The sequence below is a fragment of the Achromobacter sp. HNDS-1 genome, assembly GCF_040084795.1.
Classification (GTDB): Bacteria; Pseudomonadota; Gammaproteobacteria; order Burkholderiales; family Burkholderiaceae_B; genus Achromobacter; species Achromobacter ruhlandii.
This window is the reverse complement of the sequence record NZ_CP157584.1, coordinates 3,831,396-3,854,082: the sequence shown is the minus strand read 5'-3', so window position 1 is coordinate 3,854,082 and position 22,687 is coordinate 3,831,396. Positions and strand designations below refer to the sequence as shown.

Sequence of the window (22,687 nt, the reverse complement as noted above, 5' to 3'; positions counted from 1 at the left end):
AGTGGCTCTACAATGCGTGCGTGCAACACGTCGCTGACTCCCCTCCCCCGCTGAGCCGTCCGCTGCGGTGGCTGGGCGCGCCCGCCCAGCATTACCTGCGCATCGGCCTCGCGATTTCGCTGTTGGTGCACGCCGGCGCCCTGGCGTGGCGCTTCGGCGCGCCCGCCCTGTCGCGGCCGCCGGCGGCCAGTCTGGAAATCGTGCTGCTCAATGCGCGCAGCGAAACCCCGCCCGACGCGCCACGGGCCCAGGCGCAGAACCAGATGAGCGGCGGCGGCAACGCCGAACGCGGCCTGTCCACCACTCCGCTGCCCCAGACCGGCGCCTCGGCCGAGACCATCGTGCTCGAAGCCATGCGCAAGCGCCAGGTCCAGCTGGAGGCCGAGCAGACCCGCCTGATGACCCAGTTGCGGGCGGCCGACAAGGCCGGCGCCGAGCGCCAGGCCGTCAACCCCTGGCCCGACGGCAACGATCGCGGCAAGGACGCCGAGGACCAGGCCAGCGTCATCCAGAACGCCCAGGTCGCCGCCCTGGCGGCCAAGGTCCAGCAATACAGCGCGGAACCGCGCAAGCAGTTCGTGGCGCCCTCGGCCGAAGCCTCGCGCTATGCCGCCTACCTGGACGCCTGGCGCACCCGCATCGAGACGGTCGGCACCCAGCACTACCCGGACGAGGCGCGCGGCCGCATCTATGGTTCGCTGCGCATCACCGTGTCGGTGCGCGCCGACGGCAGCATCGCCAACGTCGAGATCGACCAGCCCTCGCCGCACGCCGTGCTGAACCAGGCCGCGCGCCGCATCGTGCAACTGGCCGCGCCCTTCCCGCCTTTCCCGCCCGACATCGCGCGCGATACCGACGTGCTGGTCATTACCCGCACCTGGCATTTCGTCAACGACACCCTGGAAACCGAAGCCCCATGACCGAGGCGTCCCCTCTTGCCCGCTATGCCGTGATCGGCAACCCCATCGCGCACAGCCGCTCGCCGCAGATCCACGCCCTGTTTTCCCGCCAGACCGGCAAGCCGCTCAGCTACGAGCGCCTGCTGGCGCCGGTGGACGGCTTCACGGCAGCCGTGGCCGCCTTTGCCGCCGAGGGCGGCCTGGGCCTGAATGTGACGGTGCCGTTCAAGCAGGACGCCTACGCGCTGGCCGCGGGCCGCCTGTCGAGCCGCGCCCGGCTGGCCGGCGCGGTCAACACCCTGTCCTGGCGCGACGGCGCCTGGCATGGCTGCAACACCGACGGCGTGGGCCTGGTTTCCGATCTGCTGCGCCTGGGCGTGCGCCTGACGGGCGCCTCGGTGCTGCTGGTGGGCGCCGGCGGCGCCGCCCGCGGCGTGCTGCAGCCCTTGGCGCAGGCCGGTTGCGCCCGCATCCATATCGTCAACCGCACCGCCGCCCGCGCGCTGGAGCTGGCCGAGGGCTGGCGCGAGACCGGCGCCGAGCCGCAGACCCGGGTCAGCGCAGGCGGGCTGGCCGACGCCGCCCAGCCCGGCGGCTGGAACCTGGTGGTCAATGCCACCGCCAGCGGGCTGCAGGACGCCGCCCCGGACCTGCCCGCCGGCCTGTACGCCGAGGGCGCGGCCGCCTACGACATGATGTACGGCGCCCAGCCGACGGCGTTCATGCGCCAGGCCCGCCAGGACGGCGCCGCCTTGACCGCCGACGGCCTGGGCATGCTGGTGGGCCAGGCGGCCGAGAGCTTCTTCATCTGGCACGGCGTGCGGCCCGACCCCGCCCCGGTGCTGGCCGCGCTGCGCGAGGCGCTCATGGCCGGGAACTGAGCCAATGGCCGCCCGCGGCAAGAGCGGCAAGCGCCGCTCCTGGTTCCGGATCCTCACCGGCACGCTGATGGCGCTGGTGTGCGCGGTGCTGCTGTACCAGTTCTGGCTGTTCGGCCTGGTGGTCTGGTACAACTACCAGAACCCGGGCAGCAGCGCGGTGATGCGCGAGGAACTATCGCGTCTGCGCGACGGCAATCCCGATTTCCAGCTGAAATACGAGTGGGTGCCCTATGACAAGATCAACCGCAGCCTGAAGCTGGCGGTGGTCGCGTCCGAGGATTCCAACTTCACCGAACACGATGGCGTCGAATGGGACGCCATCCGCAAGGCCTGGGAATACAACCAGAAACAGGAGGCGGCCGGGCGCAGCAAGATGCGCGGCGGCTCGACCATCACCCAGCAGCTGGCCAAGAACCTGTTCCTGTCCAGTTCCCGCAGCTACCTGCGCAAAGGCCAGGAACTGGTGCTGACCTACATGATCGAACACGTCATGAGCAAGGAGCGCATCCTGGAGCTGTACCTGAATGTGGCGGAATGGGGCGTCGGGGTGTTCGGCGCCCAGGCGGCGGCCCGGCACTATTTCAACGTGCCGGCGGCCAGCCTGGGGGCCGCCCAGTCGGCCCGGCTGGCGGCCATGCTGCCCAATCCGCGCTTCTATGACAGCCACCGCAACTCGAATTACCTGAACTCCCGCGTCTACACCCTGACCCGGCGCATGCAGATGGTTGACATTCCCTGACACGGAAACCGGCGGCTTCGACAGGTCACGGCCCACCCTGGACGGCCGGATTTGTTAAGCTTTCACGTTTAGCGCTACTTCGCCCTTTTTCATGCGTACCGCACGTCGCTACCTGGCCCGCGAGATCTATCGCTCTTGTGCAGTGGTCCTCATGGCCCTGCTGGGCCTTTTCACGTTCTTCGCGCTGGTGGACGACCTGGACAACGTGGGCGACAAGTTCTCCATGATGGCCCTGCTGTACATGCAGGCGCTGGCCATCCCCACCCGTCTGTACGACCTGCTGCCCATCGGCCTGCTGATCGGCGCCATCCTGGCGCTGGCCGGCCTGGCCCAGCGCAACGAACTGGTGATCCTGCGGGTCTCGGGCGTCAGCGGCATGCGCCTGCTGCGCATGCTCTGGATCGTCACCATTCCGCTGATGATCGGCGCGGCCCTGCTGTCCGAGTACGTCACCCCCTGGGCCGAGATGAAGTCCGGCGAGGCCAACCTGATGTTCCGCGGCAAGGCCGGCGGCGACCGCCTGAACAGCGGCTACTGGTTCAAGGAACCCACGGCCAACGGCGGCACCCGCATCATCAACATCGGCGAACTCAAGGGCGACGGCCAGGTCACCGACGTCACCCTGTACGAATTCAAGAAGGACCTGACCCTGTCCGTCCTGTCGACCGCCCCGACCGGCCTGTTCGCCCATGGCGACCTGGTGCTCAAGGATGTGGCCGAGACGCGCCTGGACGATAACGCCGCCGAGGCGCTGGCCGACGCCCGCCCGCCGAAGAATCCCCCCGCGGTGGTGGTCAAGGTGCCCGAGCGCACCGTCGATACCACCTTGAGCGCCGAACGCCTGCTGGCCCGGGTCCTGACGCCCGAACGCATGTCGATCGTGACGCTGCTCGACTATGTGGATTATTTGCGCAACAACCAGCTGCAATATGGTCGACAGGTTGTCGCCTTGTGGCGCAAACTGGCATATCCGTTCACGTTGCTGGTGATGATCACCATCGCCGCCCCCATCGGCCTGATGCAGACGCGCCGCGGCGGCGTGGGCGCCAAGGTGTTCATCGGCATCCTGCTGGGCGTGGGCTTCTTCATGCTCAACCAGTTGGCGCTGAACGTCGGCATGCTGGGTAAGTGGCCGCCCTGGCTCACCGCCCTGGGGCCGAACATCGGCGCCATGGCCCTGGCGCTGGGCGCCATGAGCTACATGGAGTACCGCCACACCATCACCCGAATCGTCCAACAACGTTGGCCCTGGAGCAAGAGTCCCGCATGAACGGCAGTATCTGGATGATCGGCGACGTGCAAGGTTGCTGCTCGCCGCTGGATCGCTTGCTGTCCCATCCCGAACTGGTCGGCGACCCGCAATCGCGCTTCTGGTTCGCCGGGGATCTGGTCAATCGCGGCCCGCAGTCGCTCGCGACGCTGCGCCGCATCATCGACCTGGGCGAGCGCGCCACGGTGGTGCTGGGCAACCATGACCTGCACCTGCTGGCCGCCGCCGCCGGGGTGCGCAAGCCGTCCAAGTCCGACACGCTCGACGAGATCCTGCGGGCGCCGGATTCGGCCGACCTGATCGACTGGCTGCGCTCGCGCCCGCTGGCGCATTTCGAGCAGGACCACCTGATGGTGCACGCGGGCACGCTGGCCAAGTGGGACGTGGCCAAGACGCTGTCGCTGGCGGCCGAGGTGCAGGAGGCGCTGCGCGGCCCGAACTGGCAGAAGGCGTTGCAGAAGATGTACGGCAACGAGCCGGCCACCTGGAAGGAAGACCACAAGGGCGGCAAGCGGATGCGGGTGATCATCAATGCACTGACGCGCATCCGCCTGTGCACGCCGAACGGCCACATGGAGTTCGCCACCAAGGTGACGCCGGGCGCGTGGCCGCCGGGCCTGGTGCCCTGGTTCGACGTGCCGAACCGCGCGACACGCAACGTGACGACGGTATTCGGCCACTGGTCGACGCTGGGCCTGATGATGCGGCCCGATGTGATCTGCCTGGACACGGGATGCGTGTGGGGCGGGGCGTTGACGGCGTTGCGGTTGCAGGATCGGAAGCTGGTGCAGGTTAAGTGTTCGCAGTTTCAGGATCCGTTGTCTGAGTGAAGGCGCTTGCGGGGCGCTGGTTGCTGGGACCTTGGGGGGGGCCTCGTTGGGCGGCTTCGTAGGTCGCCCCTCGGTCGGGCGGACCCGATGGCGGGCGCCCGCGATTGCGGTCCGGAGCGTTCGCTCCGGACTGCCCCTGCCTCATCCTCGTCCTCGCCTTCGGCGACTCCTTCGGATTCCGTCGGGCGCATCGAGGTTGCCCGCCATCGGGTCCGCCCGACCGAGGGGCTACGAGCGTCTGGGCTTGTCGCGCTGCTAGAGCCGGGTGCGGGGAAGGGAATTTGCGGGGCTGCCCATCGCGGCCGCGCGGGCGGCCACGATGGGCGTCTGTGCATCTGAAATTTAAGCGGGTGCGCTGCGCGCGGGTGGCGAGCGGTTTTCTAGGGGATCCGCTCCGAAGGGGGAGGGGGTAATGGCGGCGCGGTGGGGGCTGGTTTGCGCGTGAAGAGCGCGTGCGCCGCCAACAACAGTCGTGGTGCCGGCAGCCACGCAATCGCACCGGATAGCGCCCTTTTCGTGGTGCCGATAGCCGTGCAATAGCATCGGATGGGGGCCTTTCCACCCGCGAGGGGAGTGTCAGTATTTTTGTGCTTAAGGCATTAAAAGCCTGACCGTCGTTTAGATCAGGTCCGTTGGTGCTATCGCAGCGAGAGGGGGCAGTGACGCCCTGAAGAGAGCGTCATCATCCCGACGCAAGACACCACGTAAGCCGCAAAAGGCCGCCCGCGCGGCCGGCTTGCGGCGGGCCCCGCAAGACCTTTCCCTACTCCCCGCTGTGCGCCAGAACGCCAAGCACACCGCCCGCCCCTGAGACCGTCATTACGTCTCATCGCGAGCGCGTGGCGGGGTCGGTGGGGGATGGCGGGGCGTGTAGATGCGCCCGAGGGAATCCGTAGGGAGCCGAAGGCGGACGAGGATGACGAAGGGGAAGTCCGGAGCGAACGCTCCGGACCGCAATCGTAGCCCCGCCATCCCCCACCGACCCCGACACGCGCGCCTCAAGAACTCACCCCCGCGCCACAAACCCCCTCCCCTCAATGCCGCCCGCTAGAAGAAAAATCACAACAACTCCGCGCCAACTCGGCAACACTCTCACAAAACGCATCATCAGCCCCCTTGCGGTACATCGCGCAATACACCGATTGCGGCGCCGCGGTGCTGGTCCGCGCGATCACCAGTTGTCTGGCGCTAACCATCTCCGCGAAATAATCCCGCGGCAGGCAACTCACTCCGAAACCCGCCGCGGTCAGGCCCGCCATGGCGATCAGGCTGTTGATGGTGAACATGTTGCTGGCCGGCGTGTGCGGCTTGAGCCAGCCGTCGTAGATCATGTTCAGCCCTGACTCCCGGCTCTGGCGCAGCAGCGGCAGGGCGGCGATGTCGGCGGGGGTATAGACGCGGCTCGGGTCGATCATGTCGGGGCTGCCCATCCAGGCGAACTCCAGCCGCTGCAGCGCCACCACCTGCAGGCCCGGCTCGGCGAATTCGCCATGCAGAAACGCCATGTCCAGTTGCCCGGCCTGCAACCGCTTCTGCAGGTCCGCGCCCAGATCGATGTGCGGCTCCAGCGTGATGCGCGGATAGTGCGCGCGCAACAGGCGGATCAGGGCCGGCAGCCAGGTCATCGCGGTGATCTCGGTGATGCCGAAACGGAACGTGCCGGTCAGCGTGTGCTGGCCCTTCAGGCGCACCAGCAGCCGGTCGCGGTGGCCCAGCATTTCCTCGGCCAGCGCAAAGACCTCGTGTCCGCGCGCGGTCAGTTCGGCGCGGTGGCCGGAGCGGTCGAACAGGGCCACGTCGAAATCCGCCTCCAGTTCCTGGATGCGCTTGGTGATGGCCGACTGGGTGGTGTGCAGCTTCTGCGCCGAGGCCGAGAACGTGCCCAGGCGCACGGTCCAGTAGAGCGCCTCGATCTGCTTGAAGGTCAGCATACAGCGCTCCGGTGGAGGGTCTGATTCATTCCGAAATTTCCGTTAAGGGCTAACCCTTATATTCCTAAAAGGGATCAAGTTCGTGGAAATTTAATCCCTTTTTCGGATCGCCGAAAGCGCCGACCATGCAGTCTGACTCATTCGTTTCAGGACTACACAGACCGCCATGGCCACTCTCATCACCGGCACGCGCATATTGCCTGCCGCCCCCGTTGCCCCGGAATCCATCCTGCAGGCGCTGGCCGGCATCGTCACGCCGCATCTCAGCGACAATCTGGCGCGCCGCGAAGGCATCGCCGGGCTGCATCGCTACAACCGCGCCGGCAAACTGGTCGGCACGGCGCTCACCGTCAAGACCCGTCCCGGCGACAACCTGATGATCTACAAGGCCATGATGCAGGTGCAGCCTGGCCACGTGCTGGTGGTGGATGCCGGCGGCGACCTGTCCAACGCCGTGCTGGGCGAGATCATGAAGCGCTACCTGCAGGCGCACGGCTGCGCCGGCGTGGTGGTGGACGGCGCCATCCGCGACGTGGGCGCGTTCGAGGCCGACGCGTTTCCCTGCTATGCGCGCGGCCACATTCACCGTGGCCCGTACAAGGACGGCCCCGGCGAGGTCAACGTGCCGGTGTCCATCGGCGGCCAGGTGATCCAGCCCGGCGACATCGTCGTGGGCGACGAGGACGGCCTGGTGAGCTTCGCGGTCGAGGAAGCGCCGGCGCTGATCGCGGCGGCGCGCGCGCATGCCGACAAGGAAGCGCGCATCATGGCCGAGATCGATGGCGGCGCCCGCACCCAGAGCTGGATGCAGGCGGCCTTTGCCGCCAAGGGGCTGGCATGAGCGGCGCCGACACCTTGCGGCTGGCGGCGCGCGCCCGCGCCATCAAGCCCTCGCCCAGCATGGCGGCCAAGACCCGCGTCGACCAGTTGCGGGCGCAAGGGCGCGACATCATCGACTTCACCGTCGGCGAGCCCGACCTGGCGACGCCGGCGCACATCGTGCAGGCCGGCATCGACGCCCTCAACAGCGGCGACATCCGCTACACCGCGTCGGCCGGCTGGCGGCCATTGCTGGAAGCGGCGCGCGCCAAGTTCCAGCGCGAGAACGGGCTGGACTACGCGCTCGATGAGCTGATCGTCGGCGTGGGCGCCAAGCAGCTGCTCTACACCGCGCTGGCCGCCACCGTGCAGGCCGGCGACGAAGTCATCATTCCCGCGCCGTACTGGGTCTCGTATCCCGACATGGTGCTGGTCAATGACGGCACGCCGGTGGTGGTGGCCTGCCCCGAGGCCGACGGCTTCAAGCTCACGCCCGAGGCGCTGGCGCGCGCCATCACGCCGCGCACCCGATGGCTGTTGCTGAACACGCCCTCCAATCCGACCGGCGCGATGTACAGCGCGGCGGAACTGCGCGCGCTGGCCGACGTGCTGGCGCGCCATCCGCACGTCTGGCTGATGACGGACGAGATTTATGAACACCTGGCCTATGGCGACGAGCGCCATGCCTCGCCGGCCGCCGCCGCGCCGGAACTGGCGGGCCGCACGCTGACGGTCAACGGCGTTTCCAAGGCCTACGCCATGACGGGCTGGCGCCTGGGTTACGCCGGCGGCCCCAAGGCGCTGATCAAGGCCATGGCCACGCTGATCTCGCAAAGCACCAGTTGCGTCAGCGCCATCAGCCAGGCGGCGGCGCGCGTGGCGCTGAGCGCCGACCAGGCCTGCGTCGGCGAGGCCGCCGCCGTGTTTCACGCGCGCCGCGACCGCATCGTGGCGCTGCTGGACGCGGCGCCGGGCATCCGCTGCCCGCGGCCGCAGGGCGCGTTCTACGTCTATCCCAATGTGGAAGGCCTGCTGGGCCGGCGCACGCCGGCAGGCGCGACCTTGCGCAGCGACCTGGACGTGGTCATGTACCTGCTGGACGAGGCCGGCGTGGCGGTGCTGGACGGCGCCGCCTACGGGCTGTCGCCCTATCTGCGCTTGAGTTTCGCGACTTCGATGGACCACATCGAGGAAGGCTGCCGCCGCATCGCCGAAGCCTGCGGCCGGCTGGCTTGAATCTGGCGGCCCCGCGCCGGGGCCGCCGCCGTTGGCAGTACCCATACCTATATTTCAAGGGAATCGACATGAAGCACTGGATCATCACCTGCGCGGCCGCCATCGGCCTGGCCGCCACCCTGGCGCCCGCGGCCCACGCCGACACGCTGCAGGACATCAAGACGCGCGGCAAGTTCATCTGCGGCACCATGGGCACGGCCGAGCCGTTCAGCTTCCAGGACCCCAAGACCCGCGCCATCGTCGGCTACGAGGTCGACATGTGCCAGGCGGTGGCCGACAGCCTGGGCGTGCCGCTGGAACTCAAGCTGATCGCGGTCGAGGCCCGCATCCCCGAACTGATCGCCGGCCGCGTCGACGTGGTCGCGGCCAATCTGGGATGGAGTCCCGAGCGGGCGCAGCAGATCGACTATTCGCACCAGCATTTCGTCAGCCTGCAGAAAGTGCTGGCGCGCGAATCGGACAAGGACCTGAAGGCGCCCGCCGACCTGGCCGGCAAGCGCGTCAGCGCGGTGCGCGGCTCGTCGTCGGAGCAAGGCGCGCGCAAGTTCATCCCCAACGTCGAACCCGTGACCTTCAAGGACCCCAGCGGCGCCTTCCTGGCGTTGCAACAAGGCAAGGTCAGCGGCTTCGTCGGCTCCGAGCTGATGCTGGTCAAGCTCAAGCAACAGGCCGCGACCAGCGCGGTGCCTGCCAAGATCCTCGAACCCGCGCTGTTCGTGGAACCCTGGGGCATGGGCGTGCGGCGCGGGGACACGGCGATGCTTAGCCAGGTCAACCAGGTGCTGGACGGCCTGGAAGCGTCTGGCAAGGCCGCGCAGATCTTCGACAAGTGGTTCGGCGCCGGCACCCCGTTCAACATGAAGCGCGACTTCCGCATCGAAGCGATCAAGGGTTGACGCGCCACGCGCGCCGGAGCCTGCGATGCATTACGTCTTCGACTTCTCCGCCATCTTCCAGGGGGAGTATCCGGCCTGGCTGCTCAGGGGGTTCGTCACCACCCTGGCGCTGGCCGGGCTGGCCTGGATGCTGGCCTTCCTGGTGGGCAGCCTGCTGGCGGTCATCCGCCTGACCGGCTCGCCCGTGGCCAATGCGCTGATCGCGCTGTACGTGGCCTTCCACCGCAACGTGCCCATGCTGGTGCACATCCTGTTCTGGTATTTCGGCGTGCCGGCGCTGCTGCCGCAGGCGGCCACCGACTGGCTCAATAATCATGGCAGCGAGTTCATCCTGTCGTGCATCGCCATCGGCCTGGTGATGTCGGCCTACGTCTGCGAAGACCTGCGCAGCGCCGTGCGCGGCATCCCGGCCGGGCAGGTCGAGGCGGCGCGCGCGCTGGGCCTGGGCTTTCTGCGCACCATGCGGTGCGTGGTGCTGCCGCAGGCCTTCCGCATCGCCATCCCGCCGCTTCTGAACCAGACGCTGCTGCTGGTCAAGAACACCAGCCTGGCCATGGCCATCGGCGTGGCGGAACTGACCGCCGCCGGCCGCGAGATCGAGAACTACACGTTCCGCACCTTCGAGGCCTATGCGGTGGTGACGGCGATCTACCTGGCGCTGTCGTTCCTGATCATGGGCGGCGGCGCGCTGCTGCAGCGGCGCTACCGGCCCCTGGGAGGCCATTGATCATGTGGGACATACTCAAAGACAACTGGCTGCTGCTGCTCATCGGCCAGTATCCGCACGGCCCGATCGGCGGACTGGCCGCCACGCTGGGCCTGGCCGCGATCAGCCTGGCGCTGGCCCTGCCCTGCGGCGTCCTGCTGGCGCTGGGCCGTATCAGCCCGTTCCGCGTGCTGCGCTGGCCGGCCTCGACCGTGGTGTACCTGGTGCGCGGCCTGCCGCTGCTGATGTTCATCTTCTGGGCCTACTTCTTCGTGCCGCTCGTCATCGGCCGGCCGGTGGCGGGCACCACGACGATGGTGGTGGCGCTGGTCTGCTACGAAAGCGCCTACCTGGCCGAGATCATCCGCGCCGGCATCCAGGCGCTGCCGCCCGGCCAGCAGGAAGCCGGGCGCGCCTTGGGACTGTCGTACCTGCAGACCATGCGCCGGGTGATCCTGCCGCAAGCGCTCTACAACATGCTGCCGAGCATGCTGAGCCAGTTCGTTTCGACCGTGAAGGAAACGTCGCTGGCCTACGTGATCAGCGTGCAGGAGCTGACCTATGCCGCCAACCAGATCAACAGCGTGCTGCTGACCAAGCCGTTCGAGGTGTTCGCGCTGTTGGCGCTGACCTATTTCATCCTGAATTTCGGCCTGAGCGCCCTGGTGCACCTGACCGAGAGACGCATCGGCAGCCGCCGCGCCGGCCGGGCCCCCGTTCCCAAGGCGATACCGACATGATCCGTTTTTCCGAAGTGCAGAAGTGGTACGGCGACTATCAGGCGCTGACCGACGTGACCGCGCAGGTGCGGCGCGGCGAGGTGGTCGTGGTGTGCGGACCGTCGGGCTCCGGCAAGTCGACCCTGATCCGCACGGTGAACCGGCTGGAGCCGATCCAGAAGGGCGTGATCGAGGTCGACGGCCAGGACATCTATGGCGCCAAGGTCCATCTGGACACGCTGCGCAGCCACATCGGTTTCGTGTTCCAGCAGTTCAACCTGTTTCCGCACCTGTCGGTGCTGGAGAACCTGATGCTGGCGCCGCTGCAACTCAAGCGCGCCCGCCGCCCCGAGGCGCGCGAACGCGCCATGCAGTTGCTGGAACGCGTCGGCCTGGCGCACAAGGCCGACGCGTATCCGGCGCAGTTGTCCGGCGGTCAGCAGCAGCGAGTGGCAATCGCGCGGGCGCTGGCGATGAATCCGCCGGTGATGCTGTTCGACGAGCCGACCAGCGCCCTGGACCCCGAGATGGTGGGCGAGGTGCTGCAGGTGATGAAGGGCCTGGCGCGCGACGGCATGACCATGGTGTGCGTGACGCACGAGATGGGGTTCGCGCGGGAGGTGGCCGATACCGTGTGGTTCATGGATGCTGGGCGGATTGTGGAGGTGGCCGGGCCGGAGGCGTTTTTTGGTCGGCCGGAGACGGAGCGGGCACGGAAGTTCCTGGCCGAGATCCGGGGGTGAATTGGGTGTTTTGCGCTTGAGGGTAGGTTCTTAAGGCGCGCGTGACGGGGTCGCGATGAGACGTAATGACGGTCGCTGGGGCGGGCGGTGTGCTTGGCATGCTGGTGACCGTCACTGTGAGAGGGGAAGGTCTTGCGGGGCCCGCCGCAAGCCGGCCGCGCGGGCGGCCTTTTGCGGCTTACGTGGTGTCTTGCGTCGGAATGATGACGCTTCCTGCAGGGCGCCTCACTGACCCCTCTCGCTGCGATAGCATCAACAGACCTGATCTAAACGACGATCAGGCTTTTAATGCCTTAAGCACAAAAATACTGACACTCCCCTCGCGGGTGGAAAGGCCCCCATCCGACGCGATTGCACGGCTATCGGCACCAGGAAAAGGGCGCTATCCGGTGCGATTGCGCGGTTGCCGGCACCACGACTGTTGTGGGCGGCGCACGCGCTCGTCACGCGCAAGCCAGCCCCCACCGCGCCGCCATTACCCCCCTCTCCTTCGGAGCGGAACCACCAGAAAACCGCTCGCCACCCGCGCGCAGCGCACCCGCCCCACTTTCAAATGCACAGACGCCCATCGTGGCCGCCCGCGCGGCCGCGATGGGCAGCCCCGCAAATTCCCTTCCCCGCCCCCGGCTCTAGCAACGCGACAAGCCCAGACGCACGTAGCCCCTCGGGCGGGCGGACCCGATGGCGGGCAACCTCGATGCGCCCGACGGAATCCGAAGGAGTCGCCGAAGGCGAGGACGAGGATGAGGCAGGGGACGTCCGGAGCGAACGCTCCGGACCGCAATCGCGGGCGCCCGCCATCGGGTCCGCCCGACCGAGGGGCGACCTACGAAGCCGCCCAACGAAGCAAAAAACCAGCCAGAAGCAACCGTTCAAGCTGTCAGCAGCAGCAGCAGCACCTCAAAGCACCGCCTGAATCGCATCCCGAGCCTGATGCGACAATTCCAACCGCGTCGGCAACGTCCCATCCGCATGTTTCGTCGCCAATACCGGCAAGAACACCACCTCCACCGACAGCCCCGTCGTCCCCATCACCCGCCACAGGTTCGCCACCAGCGTTTCCTCGCCCACGAACGCCGCGAAACCGCTGCGTTTGCCGTGCTGCAGGAAACGCAAGGCCACCGGCTGGATTTCCACAGCCGCCGCGCGCGCCGGCTCGAACAGGCTGGCGTGGAAAGGGCGCAGCTCGAAACCATCGCTGGTCGTGCCCTCCGGAAACAGGCCCACCGCATCGCCCTGCTTGAAGCGCGCCAGCATCGACTCGCCCATCGCATGCACCGCGTGCCGTTGGCCGCGTTCGATGAACAGCGTGCCCGCCCCCGCCACCAGCCAGCCGATCACCGGCCAGCTGCGGATCTCGCTCTTGGCCACGAACGACGTGGCGCGCGCCGAATTCAGCACGAAGATGTCGATCCAGGACACGTGGTTCGCCACCAGCAGCACCGGCCCGCTCATGCGCGGCTCGCCCTTGAAGACGACCCGCAGGCCACAGGCCGCCATCAGGCAGCGTGACCAGGTTCGATTGAGCCAGGCCCGCGACTTCGGGCGCAGCAGCGGATACACCAGCCCCACGCACAGCAGGCCGAAGACGATCAACGGCACCACCAGCATCAGGCGAAGGACAAAGCGCAGCAGCTTCAAACAGGGGTCTCCCAGGCCGGGCGGCCACCCACCAGGGTGGCGCGGACTCGACCGGGCAGCATCATACCCGCGAACGGCGTATGACGGCTGTGGCTTTGCAGCACGCCCGGCGCCACCAGCCATTCCGCCTCCAGGTCCACCAGGCACAGATCCGCGGGCGCGCCCACCCCCAGCTCACCCAGGCCGGACAGCGTCGGCGACAGGCCACGCAGCACCGTGGCCGGCCCCGACGTCACCCGCGCCAGCGCCTGCGGCAGCGGCAGGCGGCTGTCGCGGGCCCATTTCAGCGCCAGCGACAACAGCAGCTCCAGGCCCGTGGCGCCAGGCTGCGAATGCGGGAACGGAACGGACTTGCCTGCGTCGTCCACCAGCGCGTGATCCGAACACAGCGCATCCACCAGCCCCTCGCGCAGCGCCGCCTGGATCGCATCGCGGTCACGCTGGCCGCGCAGCGGCGGACGCAGATGGAACGCGGTATTGAAATACCCGATGTCGACGTCGGTCAGGTGCAGGCTATTGGCAGAGACGTCCGCGCTGACCGGCAGGCCTTCGCGGCGCGCGGCCCGCAGCAATTCCAGGCCGCTGGCGGTGGACAGGCGCGACAGGTGCACGCGCACGCCGGTGGCGCGTTGCAGTTCGAAAATTGTTTGCAGGGCCAGCACTTCGGCCTGCGGCGGCAGGCCCTCCAGGCCGAGGCGGTCGGCGTAGGCGCCAGCGGCGACCACCGCGCCCTGCCCCAGCCACGGATCCTGCGGCCGCAGCCACAGCGCCAGGCCCTGCCCGGCGGCGTAGCGCATGGCGCCCCACAGCACCCGGGTGTCGACGATGCCGGATTCGCCCGGCGAGAACGCCAGGCAGCCCGCCTGCGCCAGCAGGGCCATTTCGGCCAAGGTTGCGCCGCGCAGGCCCACCGTCAGGGCGCCGATCGGCAACACCCGGCCCTGGCCGGGCGGGGCCTCGCGCAACAGCGCCTCGACCTTGGCCGGTTCGTCCAGCGGCGTGTCGGCGTCCGGCGGCACGGCCAGCGTGGTCACGCCGCCGGCCAGGGCGGCGCGCAGCTCGGCGGCGGACAGGCGCGCCTGCGTCGGCGCGCCGGCGTCCGGGCGCAGCACGCGCGCCGACAGGTCCACCAGGCCCGGCAGCACGGCCAGGCCGGCGGCCTCGATACGTCGGTCGGCCTGGAAGCCGTCGGGCGCCTGATCGATCGCCACCACGCGGCCGTCGGCAATGAACAGGTCGTGGCGGCCGTCGCGGCCGTGCGCCGGGTCGATCAGCCGGCCGTGGGCGATATGCAGTCTCATGCGGCGCCTCCCGCCAGGACACTCAGGGCGGCGACGCGCAAATCACGTTCGAACCGCGCCAGTCCGGCCTCGGCATCGACCAGACCGGCGGCGATGTCGCCATCGACCTCGATACCCGGCGTCAGCGGGGCGGCGGGCAGCAACAGGGCGCCGGGACGGGCCACGGCCAGCCGCGCCGTCGTCAGGCCATGGCCGGCGGCATACTCACGCGCCGACGGCAGCAGCGCGCCGCTCATGCGTTCGGCCCGCAGGGGCAGCACGATCACGACATCGGCGCCGGCCAGGCATTCATGCAGCGTGGCGCAGGCGCGCACGCCCAGTTGCGGCAGGCCGTCGGGCAACAAGGGGCGCGGCGCGGCGGCGCGCACTTCCGGCACGCCCAGGGTGGTCATTACATGGATCAGGCTGCGCGCCACGGCGCTGTGGCGGATGTCACCCACCAGCGCCACGGCCAGGTTGGTCAGGTCGCGTCCGGCTCGCAGCATCGCCTGCACGCGCGCCAGCGCCGGCAGCGGATCGGCGTGCGCGCCGTCGCCGGCGTTGAGGATGCGCAAGCCGGGCGCGGCGGCGGCGGCGGCGCAGACGGCGGCGCCGCTGGCCGGGTGCCGCAATGCCAGGATGCCGGCGGGCAGGCCGGCGGCAACGGCGGCTGGAGACAGCGCCGCGGCACTTTCCGCCGCGGGCGGGTCGCCGGCGCCCACGCCATGACCGCGATCCACGCCGGCGTCGGCGCCCGGGCCCGTGCCATCCGCCAGCGCCACGGGCCGCAGGCCCAGGCGCGCGGCCGCGGCCTCGAACCCCTGCCGCAGATCGGTGTCGCCGGCGGGCAGGCCCAGAAACACGGGCAGGCCGGTAGCGGCCACGGCGGGCGCCTGGCCAGCGGCAAAACCGGCCGCCGCGTCGAGCAGGCGCTCGACATGGCGGCGCGGCAAGCCTTCCGTGGTCAGCAGATGAATCAGTTCGCCACGGCGGTCGAGTTGCGGGTTGAGCATGAGCGGGCCGGCGTCGGCGTCAAGCCGCCGGCGGCTTGTCCAGGTAGCGTTGCAGGATGACGGCGGCGGCCATGGCGTCGTCGGCCGCGTGCGTGCCGAGCAGGCGTTGCGCCTCCATGCTGGAGCCGCGCTCGTCGACCAGCTCCACCGCGACGCCGAAGCGGCCGTGCAGTTGGTTGGCGAAGCGGCGGCAGCGCGCGGTGGCGGGCTGTTCGCCGCCGTCGCTGTCGAGCGCCAGGCCGACCACGACGCGGTGCGGCTGCCATTCGCGCAGCAGCGCCTCGATGCGCGCGAAGCGCACGTCGCGCACTTCGCTGAAGATGATTTCGAGCGGCCGCGCGTGGCGCGTCAGCGTATTGCCGATGGCCACGCCGATTTTCTTTTCGCCGAAGTCGAAGGCCAGCAGGGTTTCTTCAGGCATGGCCCGCGTCGCCGGCCAGCATCACGGGATCGATGCCCAGCAGCTTGAGCGCGGCGGGGTAGCGGTCCTCGGGCGGCACGTCGAAGATGATGTGGGCATCGGCGCCGACCGACAGCCAGGCGTTCTGGCCCATCTCGCTTTCGAGCTGGCCGGCGCCCCAGCCAGCGTAGCCCAGCGTAACCAGCATGCGGGCGGGGCCGTTGCCGTCGGCCACGGCCTGGAGCACGTCGCGCGAGGTGGTCAAGGCCATGTCGCCCAGCTTGATGCTGGAGCTGTAGTCGCCAGCGGGCGCGTGCAGCACGAAACCGCGGTCGGTCTGAACCGGACCGCCGAAGAACACCAGCGTGTCCTTGACCGGGCCGATCTCGAGCGCCAGGTCGATGCGTTCGAACAGGGTGCCGAGCGTCAGGTCGGTGGGGCGGTTGATGACCAGTCCCAATGCGCCGCGTTCGGTGTGCTCGCAGATGTAGATGACCGAGCCAGCCAGGCTGCCTTCGACCATGCCCGGCATGGCGATGAGGAACTGGTTGGCGAAGTTGGCGGCCTGCGTGGAGGCGTCTTCGTGGTGTTTTTCCGTCATGGCAACCCCTCTGTGGGTAGTCTGATAGAACCGGGGGCCCGCCACGCTGGCGTGGCCCGTCGGGAGCGCGGGGCAGGCATGGTCTCCCCTCGTTGCAAGCCTTGGCGGAATACGTCGGCGCTGCGGATTCAGATTTCCATCAGTTCGAAGTCCTCTTTGCGGGCGCCGCATTCAGGACAGACCCAGTTCGGCGGCACGTCTTCCCAGCGGGTGCCGGGCGCGATGCCTTCGTCGGGCAGGCCGGCCTCTTCGTCGTAGACCCAGCCACAAATCAGACACATCCAAGTACGCATAGTTCTCTCTTACATCAATTCCCTGCCGTCGTCCCCGCTGCGGGGCAAAGGCGGGAGGCTTCCATTAGAATGGGGACAATCTTACCGAAACCCAATAGGGGTTCCCCTGATTCTCCGCAAATGAGTCCGGGCACCCTTACTCTAGCGCTGTCCACGTGGCCCCCGTTACTCCCCCTCTCGTTTTGGTCTTCGGCCCGCTCGATCCGTCGGGCGCCGACGGCTTGCCCGCGGACGCCGTCACCTGCGCCCGCCTGGGCTGCCATGGCTTGGCGGCCGTCACGGCGCTGACCGTGCAGGATACCGCCGGCATCGAAGAAATCCATCCTGTGTCGCCCGACCTGCTCGACGACCAGGCCCGCTGCCTGCTCGAAGACATGTCGGTGCAGGCGATCAAGGTGGGCGGACTATACACCGCCGAAACGGCAAGCGTAGCCGCCCAGGTAGCCGCCGATTACAGCCAGGTGCCGCTGGTGCTGCACCTGGGCCAGCGCGCCCAGGTGCCGGCCGACGCCGCCGACGAGGACGATGCCGACGACCTGCTGGCCGCGATCCTCGAGCTGGTGCTGCCGCAGACCGACCTGCTGATCGTCGAGCACCTGCGGCTGGCGCAATGGCATGCCGATGGCGACATCGATATCGGGGACGCACCATCGCCGATGCACGCCCTGGTGGCCGCCGGCGCCGAATGGGTGCTGGTGCTGGGCAGCCCGCAGCGGCCCGGCCACCACGCCAACGTGCTGCTCGGCCCCAACGGCCAGACCACCACCCTGCCGTGGCAGGCGCCCCCGGATCGCAACGGCGACGCCGGCGGGCTGGCCGCCACCGCCATCACCGCCCTGCTGGCGCGCGGCCTGGAGATGCCCGAGGCCGTGCGCCAGGGCCTGGCCCACGCCGACGCGGCGGTCGCCGCCAGCTTCCTGCCGGGCATGGGCCGGCGCATTCCCAACCGGATCCAACCGCAATGAAAGCCCTGCGTTTTCCCGCCGGCCTGTACGGCGTCACCCCTGAATGGGACGACACCGAGCGGCTGTTGCGCGCGGTGCGCCAGGCCGCCGAGGGCGGCATGCGCGCGCTGCAGCTGCGCCGCAAGGACGTGCCCGACGCGGTGCGCGCCGAGCAGGCGCGCGCCCTGGCGCCGCTGTGCCGCGAGCTGGGCGTGGTGTTCCTCATCAATGACGACTGGCGCCTGGCGCTGGAGGTCGGCGCCGACGGCGCCCACGTCGGCCGCGACGACGACAGCCTGGCCCGCATCCGCGCCGAAGCCGGCCCCGACCTGATCCTGGGCGGCTCCAGCTACGACGACCTGGGCCGCGCCCGCGAGCTGCTGGACGCCGGCGCCGACTACATCGCCTTCGGCGCCATGTTCCCCTCGCGCGTCAAGCCGGACACCGTGCGCGCGCCGCTGTCGGTGCTGACCGAGGCTCGCGCCCTGGTCGAGCAACGCGACGCGCCGCGCCCCGCCGTGGTCGCCATCGGCGGCATCACGCCCGGGAACGTGGCGTCGGTGGCCGCCGCCGGCGCCGATTCGGTCGCCGTCATCACCGGCCTGTTCGAGGCGCCCGCCATCCGCGCCGCCGCCGCGGCCTGCGCCGCGCCCTACTCCATCAACCGCAACCTGAAGCCCTGACCGCCATGTCCCGTAACGCCCAGCTTTTCGAACGCGCCAGCCGCAGCATCCCCGGCGGCGTCAACTCGCCCGTGCGCGCCTTCCGCTCCGTGGGCGGCACGCCGCGCTTCATCAAGCGCGCGCAGGGGCCGTACGTGTGGGATGCGGAAGACAAGCAGTACATCGACTACGTCGGTTCGTGGGGCCCGGCCATCCTGGGCCACTCGCATCCCGAGGTGGTGCGCGCGGTGCAGGAGGCGGCCGTCAACGGCCTGTCGTTCGGCGCTCCCACCGAGGCCGAGATCGAACTGGCCGAAGTGCTGATCGCGCGCCTGCCGTCGCTGGAACAGGTGCGCCTGGTCAGCTCCGGCACCGAAGCCACCATGACGGCCATCCGCCTGGCGCGCGGCGCCACCGGCCGCAACAAGATCGTCAAGTTCGAAGGCTGCTACCACGGCCATTCCGACAGCCTGCTGGTCAAGGCCGGCTCGGGCCTCCTGACCTTCGGCAACCCCAGCTCGGCCGGCGTGCCGCCCGAATTCGTCTCGCACACGCTGACCCTGGAATACAACAACCTGGACGCGGTGCGCGAGGCCTTCGCCCAGCACGGCGCCGACATCGCCTGCATCATCGTCGAGCCGATCGCCGGCAACATGAACCTGATCAAGCCGGCTGCCGGCTTCCTGGAAGGGCTGCGCGAGGTCTGCACGCAGCACGGTGCGCTGCTGATCTTCGACGAGGTCATGACCGGCTTCCGCGTCGGCCCGCAGGGCGTGCAGGGTCTGTCGGGCGTCAAGCCCGACCTGACCACGCTGGCCAAGGTGATCGGCGGCGGCATGCCGGTGGGCGCCTTCGGCGGCAGCGCCGAGATCATGAAGCACATCGCGCCGCTGGGCGGTGTCTACCAGGCGGGCACGCTGTCGGGCAACCCGGTGGCCGTGGCCGCCGGCCTGGCCACGCTTCGCCTGATCGCCGCCCCCGGTTTCTACGACAAGCTGGCGGCGCAGACCGCCAAGCTGGCCCAGGGCCTGCAGGAACGCGCCCGCGCCGCCGGCCTGGCGTTCTCGGCAGACTCGGTCGGCGGCATGTTCGGCATCTATTTCAGCGACAAGGTGCCGGCCACGTTCGCCGAGGTCTCGGCCTGCGACACGGCGCGCTTCAACCGCTTCTTCCACGCCATGCTGGACCACGGCGTGCATTTCGCACCGTCGGCGTTCGAGGCCGGCTTCGTCTCGGCCACCCACGACGACGCGGTGATCCAGTCCACGCTGGATATCGCCGAGAAGGTCTTCGCGGCGATCTGAGCGCCGGCGCGAGGCTGCCGGCGCGCGCTCGCCCCACAACGCCCTGGCGGCCCGACAGCGGCTGCCAGGGCGTTGTGGCATCCGCCCCTAGGGGGTCTTGTATTGCTGGTATAGCGCCGTGACGTTGCGCACGTACTGCTGGGTCTCGGCATAGGGCGGCACCGCGTCGTACTTGCGCACCGCGCCCTCGCCCGCGTTGTAGGCGGCCAGCGCCAGGTCCAGGCGGTTGGGATACTGGTCGATCAGGCGGCGCAGCAGGCTCGATCCGGCCTTCACGTTGGTGGCCGGGTCCACCAGCGCCCGCTCGATGTCATCCGACACCAGCAGGGTCGCCGCCGTCGCCGGCATCAGCTGCATCAGGCCCAGCGCCCCCTTGGGCGAGCGCGCGTCGCTGCGGAATCCCGACTCCACCGCGATCACCGCCGTCAGCAGCGCCCGGTCCACCCCCGAATCCCTGGCCGCCTGCGCGATCAGTTCGTCATGCGCCGTGGACGGTGGCGCGGGCCCCCAGCGCGCGGCCCGGTCGCCCAGGGTCAGCAGGCTGGCGCCGTCACCGGCGCGCGGCTCACAGTCCAGGCAGACCTTGATGCGGGCGCCGCGCAGCGCGACGCGGGCCTGGGCGCGCTTGTAATACTTGGCGTAGCCATTGGGCACCTTCATGGCGCGCCAGACGCCGAACGGATCCTTGTAACGGTAGATCTCGGTGGCGCCGGCGCCGCCGACCGGCGCCAGCGCCGCGGCCCCGGCAACCAGGGCCGCGATCACCAGGCCGGCCACGCGCGCGTGGCGGCGGCGCGGCACGGCCGGCGGGAGGGAAAGAGGTCGGGACATAGCATCGAGGCTCCGGCGGCGTCCGCGGACGCGGGATCGAACGCCTATGCTGAGCCGGCGCGCGCGCTTTGTCGCTCCTGCCGATGGACTAGGGCACGTCGCCGTTACCGTCCGCACGCGCGCCCGGCCCCCGCGCGGTCCCCGTGGCCATCGGTCTGAAATAAGGGCCGGACCTACATCTTTTTATGGTTGACCACCCCCTCCTACTGCGCAGTAGCCCCTGGTTCATGGGTTAACATATGTCGCAATATTTCGTTTAATTACTAAATGAATGGAACCCGGCGGAGACTGCCGGGCGGGAGGCGGAGATGGGCGCAGACAACACGCTCCAGCTGGTGCTGGATGCCAATACCAACGTCCTGACGGCGCTATACACGCCGCCACCCGCCGTGGAGAGCGCCGCCTCGGCCCCGGACGTGCCGGCCGGGGAAGAAGAGGCGGACGCCGCTTCCGCCACGCCCCCGGCGCCCCCCCTGCCCACCTGGGATTCCCTGGCCGCCCTGGCCACCGCCCAGGGCTGGGCAACCGAAGCGCTGGACAACCATGCCGTCATCGCCTTCATCGACCTGTGCCGTCAGGCCACCGAGCCCGTCCAGGTGCCGGTGGGCAAGCTGGTCGACGGCTCGTTCGACCTGGAAGTGGACGCCACCTGCATGTCGGCCCTGGTCACGCTGCACCCGCCCAAGGGCGGCAGGCCGGTGACCCTGGCCGTGCTGCGCCAGGCCATCGCCGACCAGGGCATCGTCCATGGCGTGCTGGAAAAGGAACTGGCCGAGGCCGTCGAGCGCGGCGGCGCGCAGACCGTGCTGATCGCGCAGGGCACGCCGCCCACGCGCGGCACCCCGACCCGCTTCGAGAGCCTGCTGGACCGCCTGAAGCCGCGCGCCCAGGAGATCGATGAGCTGGCCCAGATCGATTACCGCGACCTGGGCAGCCTGCTGCTGGTAACGCCGGGCATGCCGCTGATGCGCCGCATCCCGCCGCTGCCCGGCATCGACGGCTGCAACGTGCTGGGCCAGCCGGTGCTGCCCGAGGAGCTGCCGGACACGCCGTTCAACGCCGAGATGTCCGGCGTCGAGATCGATCCGGAAGACCCGAACCTGCTGCGCGCCGCCATCGCCGGCTCGCCCAAGCTGATCCACCAGGGCGCGCAGGTCAATCCGGTGGTCGAGGTCGACGCCGTCGACCTGTCCACCGGCAACATCAATTTCCAGGGTTCGCTGCAGGTGCGCGGCGACATCAGCGCCACCATGGAAGTGCGCGTGACCGGCGACGTGGTCGTCAACGGCACCATGGAAGCCGCGCTGGTCGAGGCCGGCGGCAACGTCACGGTCAAGGGCGGCATCATCGGCATGGCCGAGGCCGTGCCGGACGCCGGCGGCGGCGCCGCCAACGCCGCCGCGCGCACCGCCCATATCGTCTGTGGCGGCGAAGTGCGGGCCCGCTTCATCACCAACGCCATCATCAGCGCCGGGCAGAACGTCGAAGTGGAACGCGAGATCCGCCAGAGCAGCATCGCCGCCGGCGGCAGCGTCAATGTGGGCGCACCCAACACCCAGCAGACCGCCATCACCGGCGGCCAGACCCGCGCCCTGCAATCGGTGCGCGCCGGCACCATCGGCTCGCCCGCCGGCGTGCCCACGCTGGTGCAGGCCGGCCTGGACCCGCATGCCGACATCAAGCGTTCGGCCCTGACGCGCAAGCGCCTGAAGATGAACGAGGAAAAGGCCAAGCTGGAGCAACTGCTGCTGTTCCTGCACGCCAATCCGGGGCGCGCGGCCGGCGACGTGGTCGAACGCGCCCGCAACACCCACACCAAACTGGGCCGCGACCTGATCGAGCTGGACGAGGAAGAGGCCCAGCTGATCCGCGACCTGCAGCCGCTGCATACCGCCACCATCATCGCCGCGCGGCGCTTTTGCGGCGGCACCAAGATCCAGGTGGGCAACCGGGTGCAGGAATTCCTGGAAGACCAGGTCGGCGGCAAGGCGGCCCTGGAAGAAGGCGAGATCGTCATCCGCTGACGCGCGCCCCGGGGACCGGGATGGC

At 69.3% G+C, this 22,687-nt stretch carries 23 protein-coding genes; 15 read left to right on the top strand and 8 right to left on the bottom strand.

The features are described 5' to 3' along the window. The first annotated feature begins 20 nt into the window (after positions 1-20). From ABFG95_RS17845 to ABFG95_RS17825, 5 genes are all read left to right on the top strand, one after another. Positions 21-920, top strand: a complete 900-nt coding sequence (locus ABFG95_RS17845) for a TonB family protein (protein ID WP_080977309.1) — start codon at positions 21-23, stop codon at positions 918-920. Then, positions 917-1,780, top strand: a complete 864-nt coding sequence (aroE, locus tag ABFG95_RS17840; protein ID WP_348994821.1) for a shikimate dehydrogenase — start codon at positions 917-919, stop codon at positions 1,778-1,780. The genes ABFG95_RS17845 and aroE overlap by 4 nt, the downstream gene beginning before the upstream one ends. Positions 1,781-1,784: 4 nt before the next feature. After that, positions 1,785-2,519, top strand: a complete 735-nt coding sequence (mtgA, locus tag ABFG95_RS17835) for a monofunctional biosynthetic peptidoglycan transglycosylase (RefSeq protein WP_336731367.1) — start codon at positions 1,785-1,787, stop codon at positions 2,517-2,519. A 91-nt stretch (positions 2,520-2,610) separates the two neighbouring features. Next, positions 2,611-3,789 (top strand): LPS export ABC transporter permease LptG, encoded by a 1,179-nt coding sequence (lptG, locus tag ABFG95_RS17830; RefSeq protein ID WP_049071102.1) that lies wholly within the window; start codon positions 2,611-2,613, stop codon positions 3,787-3,789. Continuing rightward, the gene (locus ABFG95_RS17825) at positions 3,786-4,619 is read left to right on the top strand and encodes a symmetrical bis(5'-nucleosyl)-tetraphosphatase (protein ID WP_049071100.1); all 834 of its coding nucleotides are present in this window, start codon (positions 3,786-3,788) and stop codon (positions 4,617-4,619) included. The genes lptG and ABFG95_RS17825 overlap by 4 nt, the downstream gene beginning before the upstream one ends. A gap of 1,034 nt (positions 4,620-5,653) precedes the next feature. On the opposite strand, the gene ABFG95_RS17820 is transcribed toward ABFG95_RS17825, so the two are convergent. Beyond that, positions 5,654-6,550, bottom strand: a complete 897-nt coding sequence (locus ABFG95_RS17820; RefSeq protein WP_049071098.1) for a LysR family transcriptional regulator — start codon at positions 6,548-6,550, stop codon at positions 5,654-5,656. A gap of 166 nt (positions 6,551-6,716) precedes the next feature. On the opposite strand from ABFG95_RS17820, the gene ABFG95_RS17815 reads away from it, so the two are divergent. The 6 genes from ABFG95_RS17815 (at position 6,717) to ABFG95_RS17790 (ending at position 11,669) form a co-directional block, all read left to right on the top strand. Beyond that, a complete protein-coding gene (locus ABFG95_RS17815) occupies positions 6,717-7,391 on the top strand; it encodes an RraA family protein (protein ID WP_049071097.1) in 675 nt (224 codons plus the stop codon). Then, entirely contained in the window at positions 7,388-8,605 is a 1,218-nt protein-coding gene (locus ABFG95_RS17810) for an aminotransferase class I/II-fold pyridoxal phosphate-dependent enzyme (RefSeq protein ID WP_238910302.1), read from the top strand. Before ABFG95_RS17815 ends, ABFG95_RS17810 begins: the two co-directional genes overlap by 4 nt. Before the next feature lie 68 nt (positions 8,606-8,673). Further along, positions 8,674-9,501 (top strand): ABC transporter substrate-binding protein, encoded by an 828-nt coding sequence (locus ABFG95_RS17805; RefSeq protein WP_336731830.1) that lies wholly within the window; start codon positions 8,674-8,676, stop codon positions 9,499-9,501. 25 nt (positions 9,502-9,526) lie between these two features. Continuing rightward, on the top strand, positions 9,527-10,228 hold the full coding sequence (locus tag ABFG95_RS17800; RefSeq protein ID WP_059269249.1) for an amino acid ABC transporter permease: 702 nt from the start codon (positions 9,527-9,529) through the stop codon (positions 10,226-10,228). A gap of 2 nt (positions 10,229-10,230) precedes the next feature. Then, entirely contained in the window at positions 10,231-10,947 is a 717-nt protein-coding gene (locus ABFG95_RS17795; protein ID WP_049071090.1) for an amino acid ABC transporter permease, read from the top strand. Next, the gene (locus tag ABFG95_RS17790; RefSeq protein ID WP_063582958.1) at positions 10,944-11,669 is read left to right on the top strand and encodes an amino acid ABC transporter ATP-binding protein; all 726 of its coding nucleotides are present in this window, start codon (positions 10,944-10,946) and stop codon (positions 11,667-11,669) included. The genes ABFG95_RS17795 and ABFG95_RS17790 overlap by 4 nt, the downstream gene beginning before the upstream one ends. Before the next feature lie 900 nt (positions 11,670-12,569). Here the strand turns inward: ABFG95_RS17790 and ABFG95_RS17785 are convergent. From ABFG95_RS17785 to ABFG95_RS17760, 6 genes are all read right to left on the bottom strand, one after another. Next, a complete protein-coding gene (locus ABFG95_RS17785; protein WP_049071087.1) occupies positions 12,570-13,310 on the bottom strand; it encodes a 1-acyl-sn-glycerol-3-phosphate acyltransferase in 741 nt (246 codons plus the stop codon). After that, the gene (locus ABFG95_RS17780; protein ID WP_238910263.1) at positions 13,307-14,611 is read right to left on the bottom strand and encodes a dihydroorotase; all 1,305 of its coding nucleotides are present in this window, start codon (positions 14,609-14,611) and stop codon (positions 13,307-13,309) included. The genes ABFG95_RS17785 and ABFG95_RS17780 overlap by 4 nt, the downstream gene beginning before the upstream one ends. Then, entirely contained in the window at positions 14,608-15,603 is a 996-nt protein-coding gene (locus tag ABFG95_RS17775) for an aspartate carbamoyltransferase (protein WP_059269246.1), read from the bottom strand. Before ABFG95_RS17775 ends, ABFG95_RS17780 begins: the two co-directional genes overlap by 4 nt. A gap of 19 nt (positions 15,604-15,622) precedes the next feature. Next, positions 15,623-16,024: a Holliday junction resolvase RuvX gene (gene ruvX, locus ABFG95_RS17770; protein WP_049071083.1), complete on the bottom strand. Its 402-nt coding sequence runs from the start codon at positions 16,022-16,024 to the stop codon at positions 15,623-15,625. Beyond that, positions 16,017-16,604, bottom strand: a complete 588-nt coding sequence (locus ABFG95_RS17765) for a YqgE/AlgH family protein (RefSeq protein ID WP_049071082.1) — start codon at positions 16,602-16,604, stop codon at positions 16,017-16,019. The genes ruvX and ABFG95_RS17765 overlap by 8 nt, the downstream gene beginning before the upstream one ends. Positions 16,605-16,732: 128 nt before the next feature. Then, positions 16,733-16,897, bottom strand: a complete 165-nt coding sequence (locus ABFG95_RS17760; protein ID WP_003814980.1) for a rubredoxin — start codon at positions 16,895-16,897, stop codon at positions 16,733-16,735. 155 nt (positions 16,898-17,052) lie between these two features. Between ABFG95_RS17760 and ABFG95_RS17755 the strand changes: the two genes are divergently transcribed. Genes ABFG95_RS17755 through hemL form a run of 3 tightly spaced genes read left to right on the top strand, consistent with a single transcriptional unit; the run spans position 17,053 to position 19,807 of the window. Further along, positions 17,053-17,862 carry a bifunctional hydroxymethylpyrimidine kinase/phosphomethylpyrimidine kinase gene (locus tag ABFG95_RS17755; RefSeq protein WP_100509616.1) on the top strand — a complete coding sequence of 270 codons (810 nt, stop codon included), beginning with the start codon at positions 17,053-17,055 and terminating at the stop codon, positions 17,860-17,862. Further along, entirely contained in the window at positions 17,859-18,524 is a 666-nt protein-coding gene (gene thiE, locus ABFG95_RS17750) for a thiamine phosphate synthase (protein ID WP_054419377.1), read from the top strand. The genes ABFG95_RS17755 and thiE overlap by 4 nt, the downstream gene beginning before the upstream one ends. 5 nt (positions 18,525-18,529) lie before the next feature. After that, positions 18,530-19,807, top strand: coding sequence for a glutamate-1-semialdehyde 2,1-aminomutase (hemL, locus tag ABFG95_RS17745; RefSeq protein ID WP_049071076.1), 1,278 nt, complete (start codon positions 18,530-18,532; stop codon positions 19,805-19,807). 87 nt (positions 19,808-19,894) lie between these two features. Here hemL and ABFG95_RS17740 read toward each other — a convergent pair whose 3' ends face one another. Beyond that, positions 19,895-20,638, bottom strand: a complete 744-nt coding sequence (locus ABFG95_RS17740) for a lytic transglycosylase domain-containing protein (protein ID WP_348994820.1) — start codon at positions 20,636-20,638, stop codon at positions 19,895-19,897. 308 nt (positions 20,639-20,946) lie between these two features. Between ABFG95_RS17740 and ABFG95_RS17735 the strand changes: the two genes are divergently transcribed. Beyond that, a complete protein-coding gene (locus tag ABFG95_RS17735) occupies positions 20,947-22,662 on the top strand; it encodes a FapA family protein (RefSeq protein ID WP_175147131.1) in 1,716 nt (571 codons plus the stop codon). The last annotated feature ends 25 nt before the right edge of the window (positions 22,663-22,687 follow it).

What these genes read in the sequence shown, in the direction of transcription:
- aroE (WP_348994821.1), top strand. Translation starts at nt 917, where the DNA reads ATGACCGAGGCGTCCCCTCTTGCCCGCTATGCCGTGATCGGCAACCCC.
- mtgA (WP_336731367.1), top strand. Translation starts at nt 1,785, where the DNA reads ATGGCCGCCCGCGGCAAGAGCGGCAAGCGCCGCTCCTGGTTCCGGATC.
- lptG (WP_049071102.1), top strand. Translation starts at nt 2,611, where the DNA reads ATGCGTACCGCACGTCGCTACCTGGCCCGCGAGATCTATCGCTCTTGT.
- ABFG95_RS17825 (WP_049071100.1), top strand. Translation starts at nt 3,786, where the DNA reads ATGAACGGCAGTATCTGGATGATCGGCGACGTGCAAGGTTGCTGCTCG.
- ABFG95_RS17820 (WP_049071098.1), bottom strand. Translation starts at nt 6,550, where the DNA reads ATGCTGACCTTCAAGCAGATCGAGGCGCTCTACTGGACCGTGCGCCTG.
- ABFG95_RS17815 (WP_049071097.1), top strand. Translation starts at nt 6,717, where the DNA reads ATGGCCACTCTCATCACCGGCACGCGCATATTGCCTGCCGCCCCCGTT.
- ABFG95_RS17810 (WP_238910302.1), top strand. Translation starts at nt 7,388, where the DNA reads ATGAGCGGCGCCGACACCTTGCGGCTGGCGGCGCGCGCCCGCGCCATC.
- ABFG95_RS17805 (WP_336731830.1), top strand. Translation starts at nt 8,674, where the DNA reads ATGAAGCACTGGATCATCACCTGCGCGGCCGCCATCGGCCTGGCCGCC.
- ABFG95_RS17800 (WP_059269249.1), top strand. Translation starts at nt 9,527, where the DNA reads ATGCATTACGTCTTCGACTTCTCCGCCATCTTCCAGGGGGAGTATCCG.
- ABFG95_RS17795 (WP_049071090.1), top strand. Translation starts at nt 10,231, where the DNA reads ATGTGGGACATACTCAAAGACAACTGGCTGCTGCTGCTCATCGGCCAG.
- ABFG95_RS17790 (WP_063582958.1), top strand. Translation starts at nt 10,944, where the DNA reads ATGATCCGTTTTTCCGAAGTGCAGAAGTGGTACGGCGACTATCAGGCG.
- ABFG95_RS17780 (WP_238910263.1), bottom strand. Translation starts at nt 14,611, where the DNA reads ATGAGACTGCATATCGCCCACGGCCGGCTGATCGACCCGGCGCACGGC.
- ABFG95_RS17775 (WP_059269246.1), bottom strand. Translation starts at nt 15,603, where the DNA reads ATGCTCAACCCGCAACTCGACCGCCGTGGCGAACTGATTCATCTGCTG.
- ruvX (WP_049071083.1), bottom strand. Translation starts at nt 16,024, where the DNA reads ATGCCTGAAGAAACCCTGCTGGCCTTCGACTTCGGCGAAAAGAAAATC.
- ABFG95_RS17765 (WP_049071082.1), bottom strand. Translation starts at nt 16,604, where the DNA reads ATGACGGAAAAACACCACGAAGACGCCTCCACGCAGGCCGCCAACTTC.
- ABFG95_RS17760 (WP_003814980.1), bottom strand. Translation starts at nt 16,897, where the DNA reads ATGCGTACTTGGATGTGTCTGATTTGTGGCTGGGTCTACGACGAAGAG.
- thiE (WP_054419377.1), top strand. Translation starts at nt 17,859, where the DNA reads ATGAAAGCCCTGCGTTTTCCCGCCGGCCTGTACGGCGTCACCCCTGAA.
- hemL (WP_049071076.1), top strand. Translation starts at nt 18,530, where the DNA reads ATGTCCCGTAACGCCCAGCTTTTCGAACGCGCCAGCCGCAGCATCCCC.
- ABFG95_RS17740 (WP_348994820.1), bottom strand. Translation starts at nt 20,638, where the DNA reads ATGTCCCGACCTCTTTCCCTCCCGCCGGCCGTGCCGCGCCGCCGCCAC.
- ABFG95_RS17735 (WP_175147131.1), top strand. Translation starts at nt 20,947, where the DNA reads ATGGGCGCAGACAACACGCTCCAGCTGGTGCTGGATGCCAATACCAAC.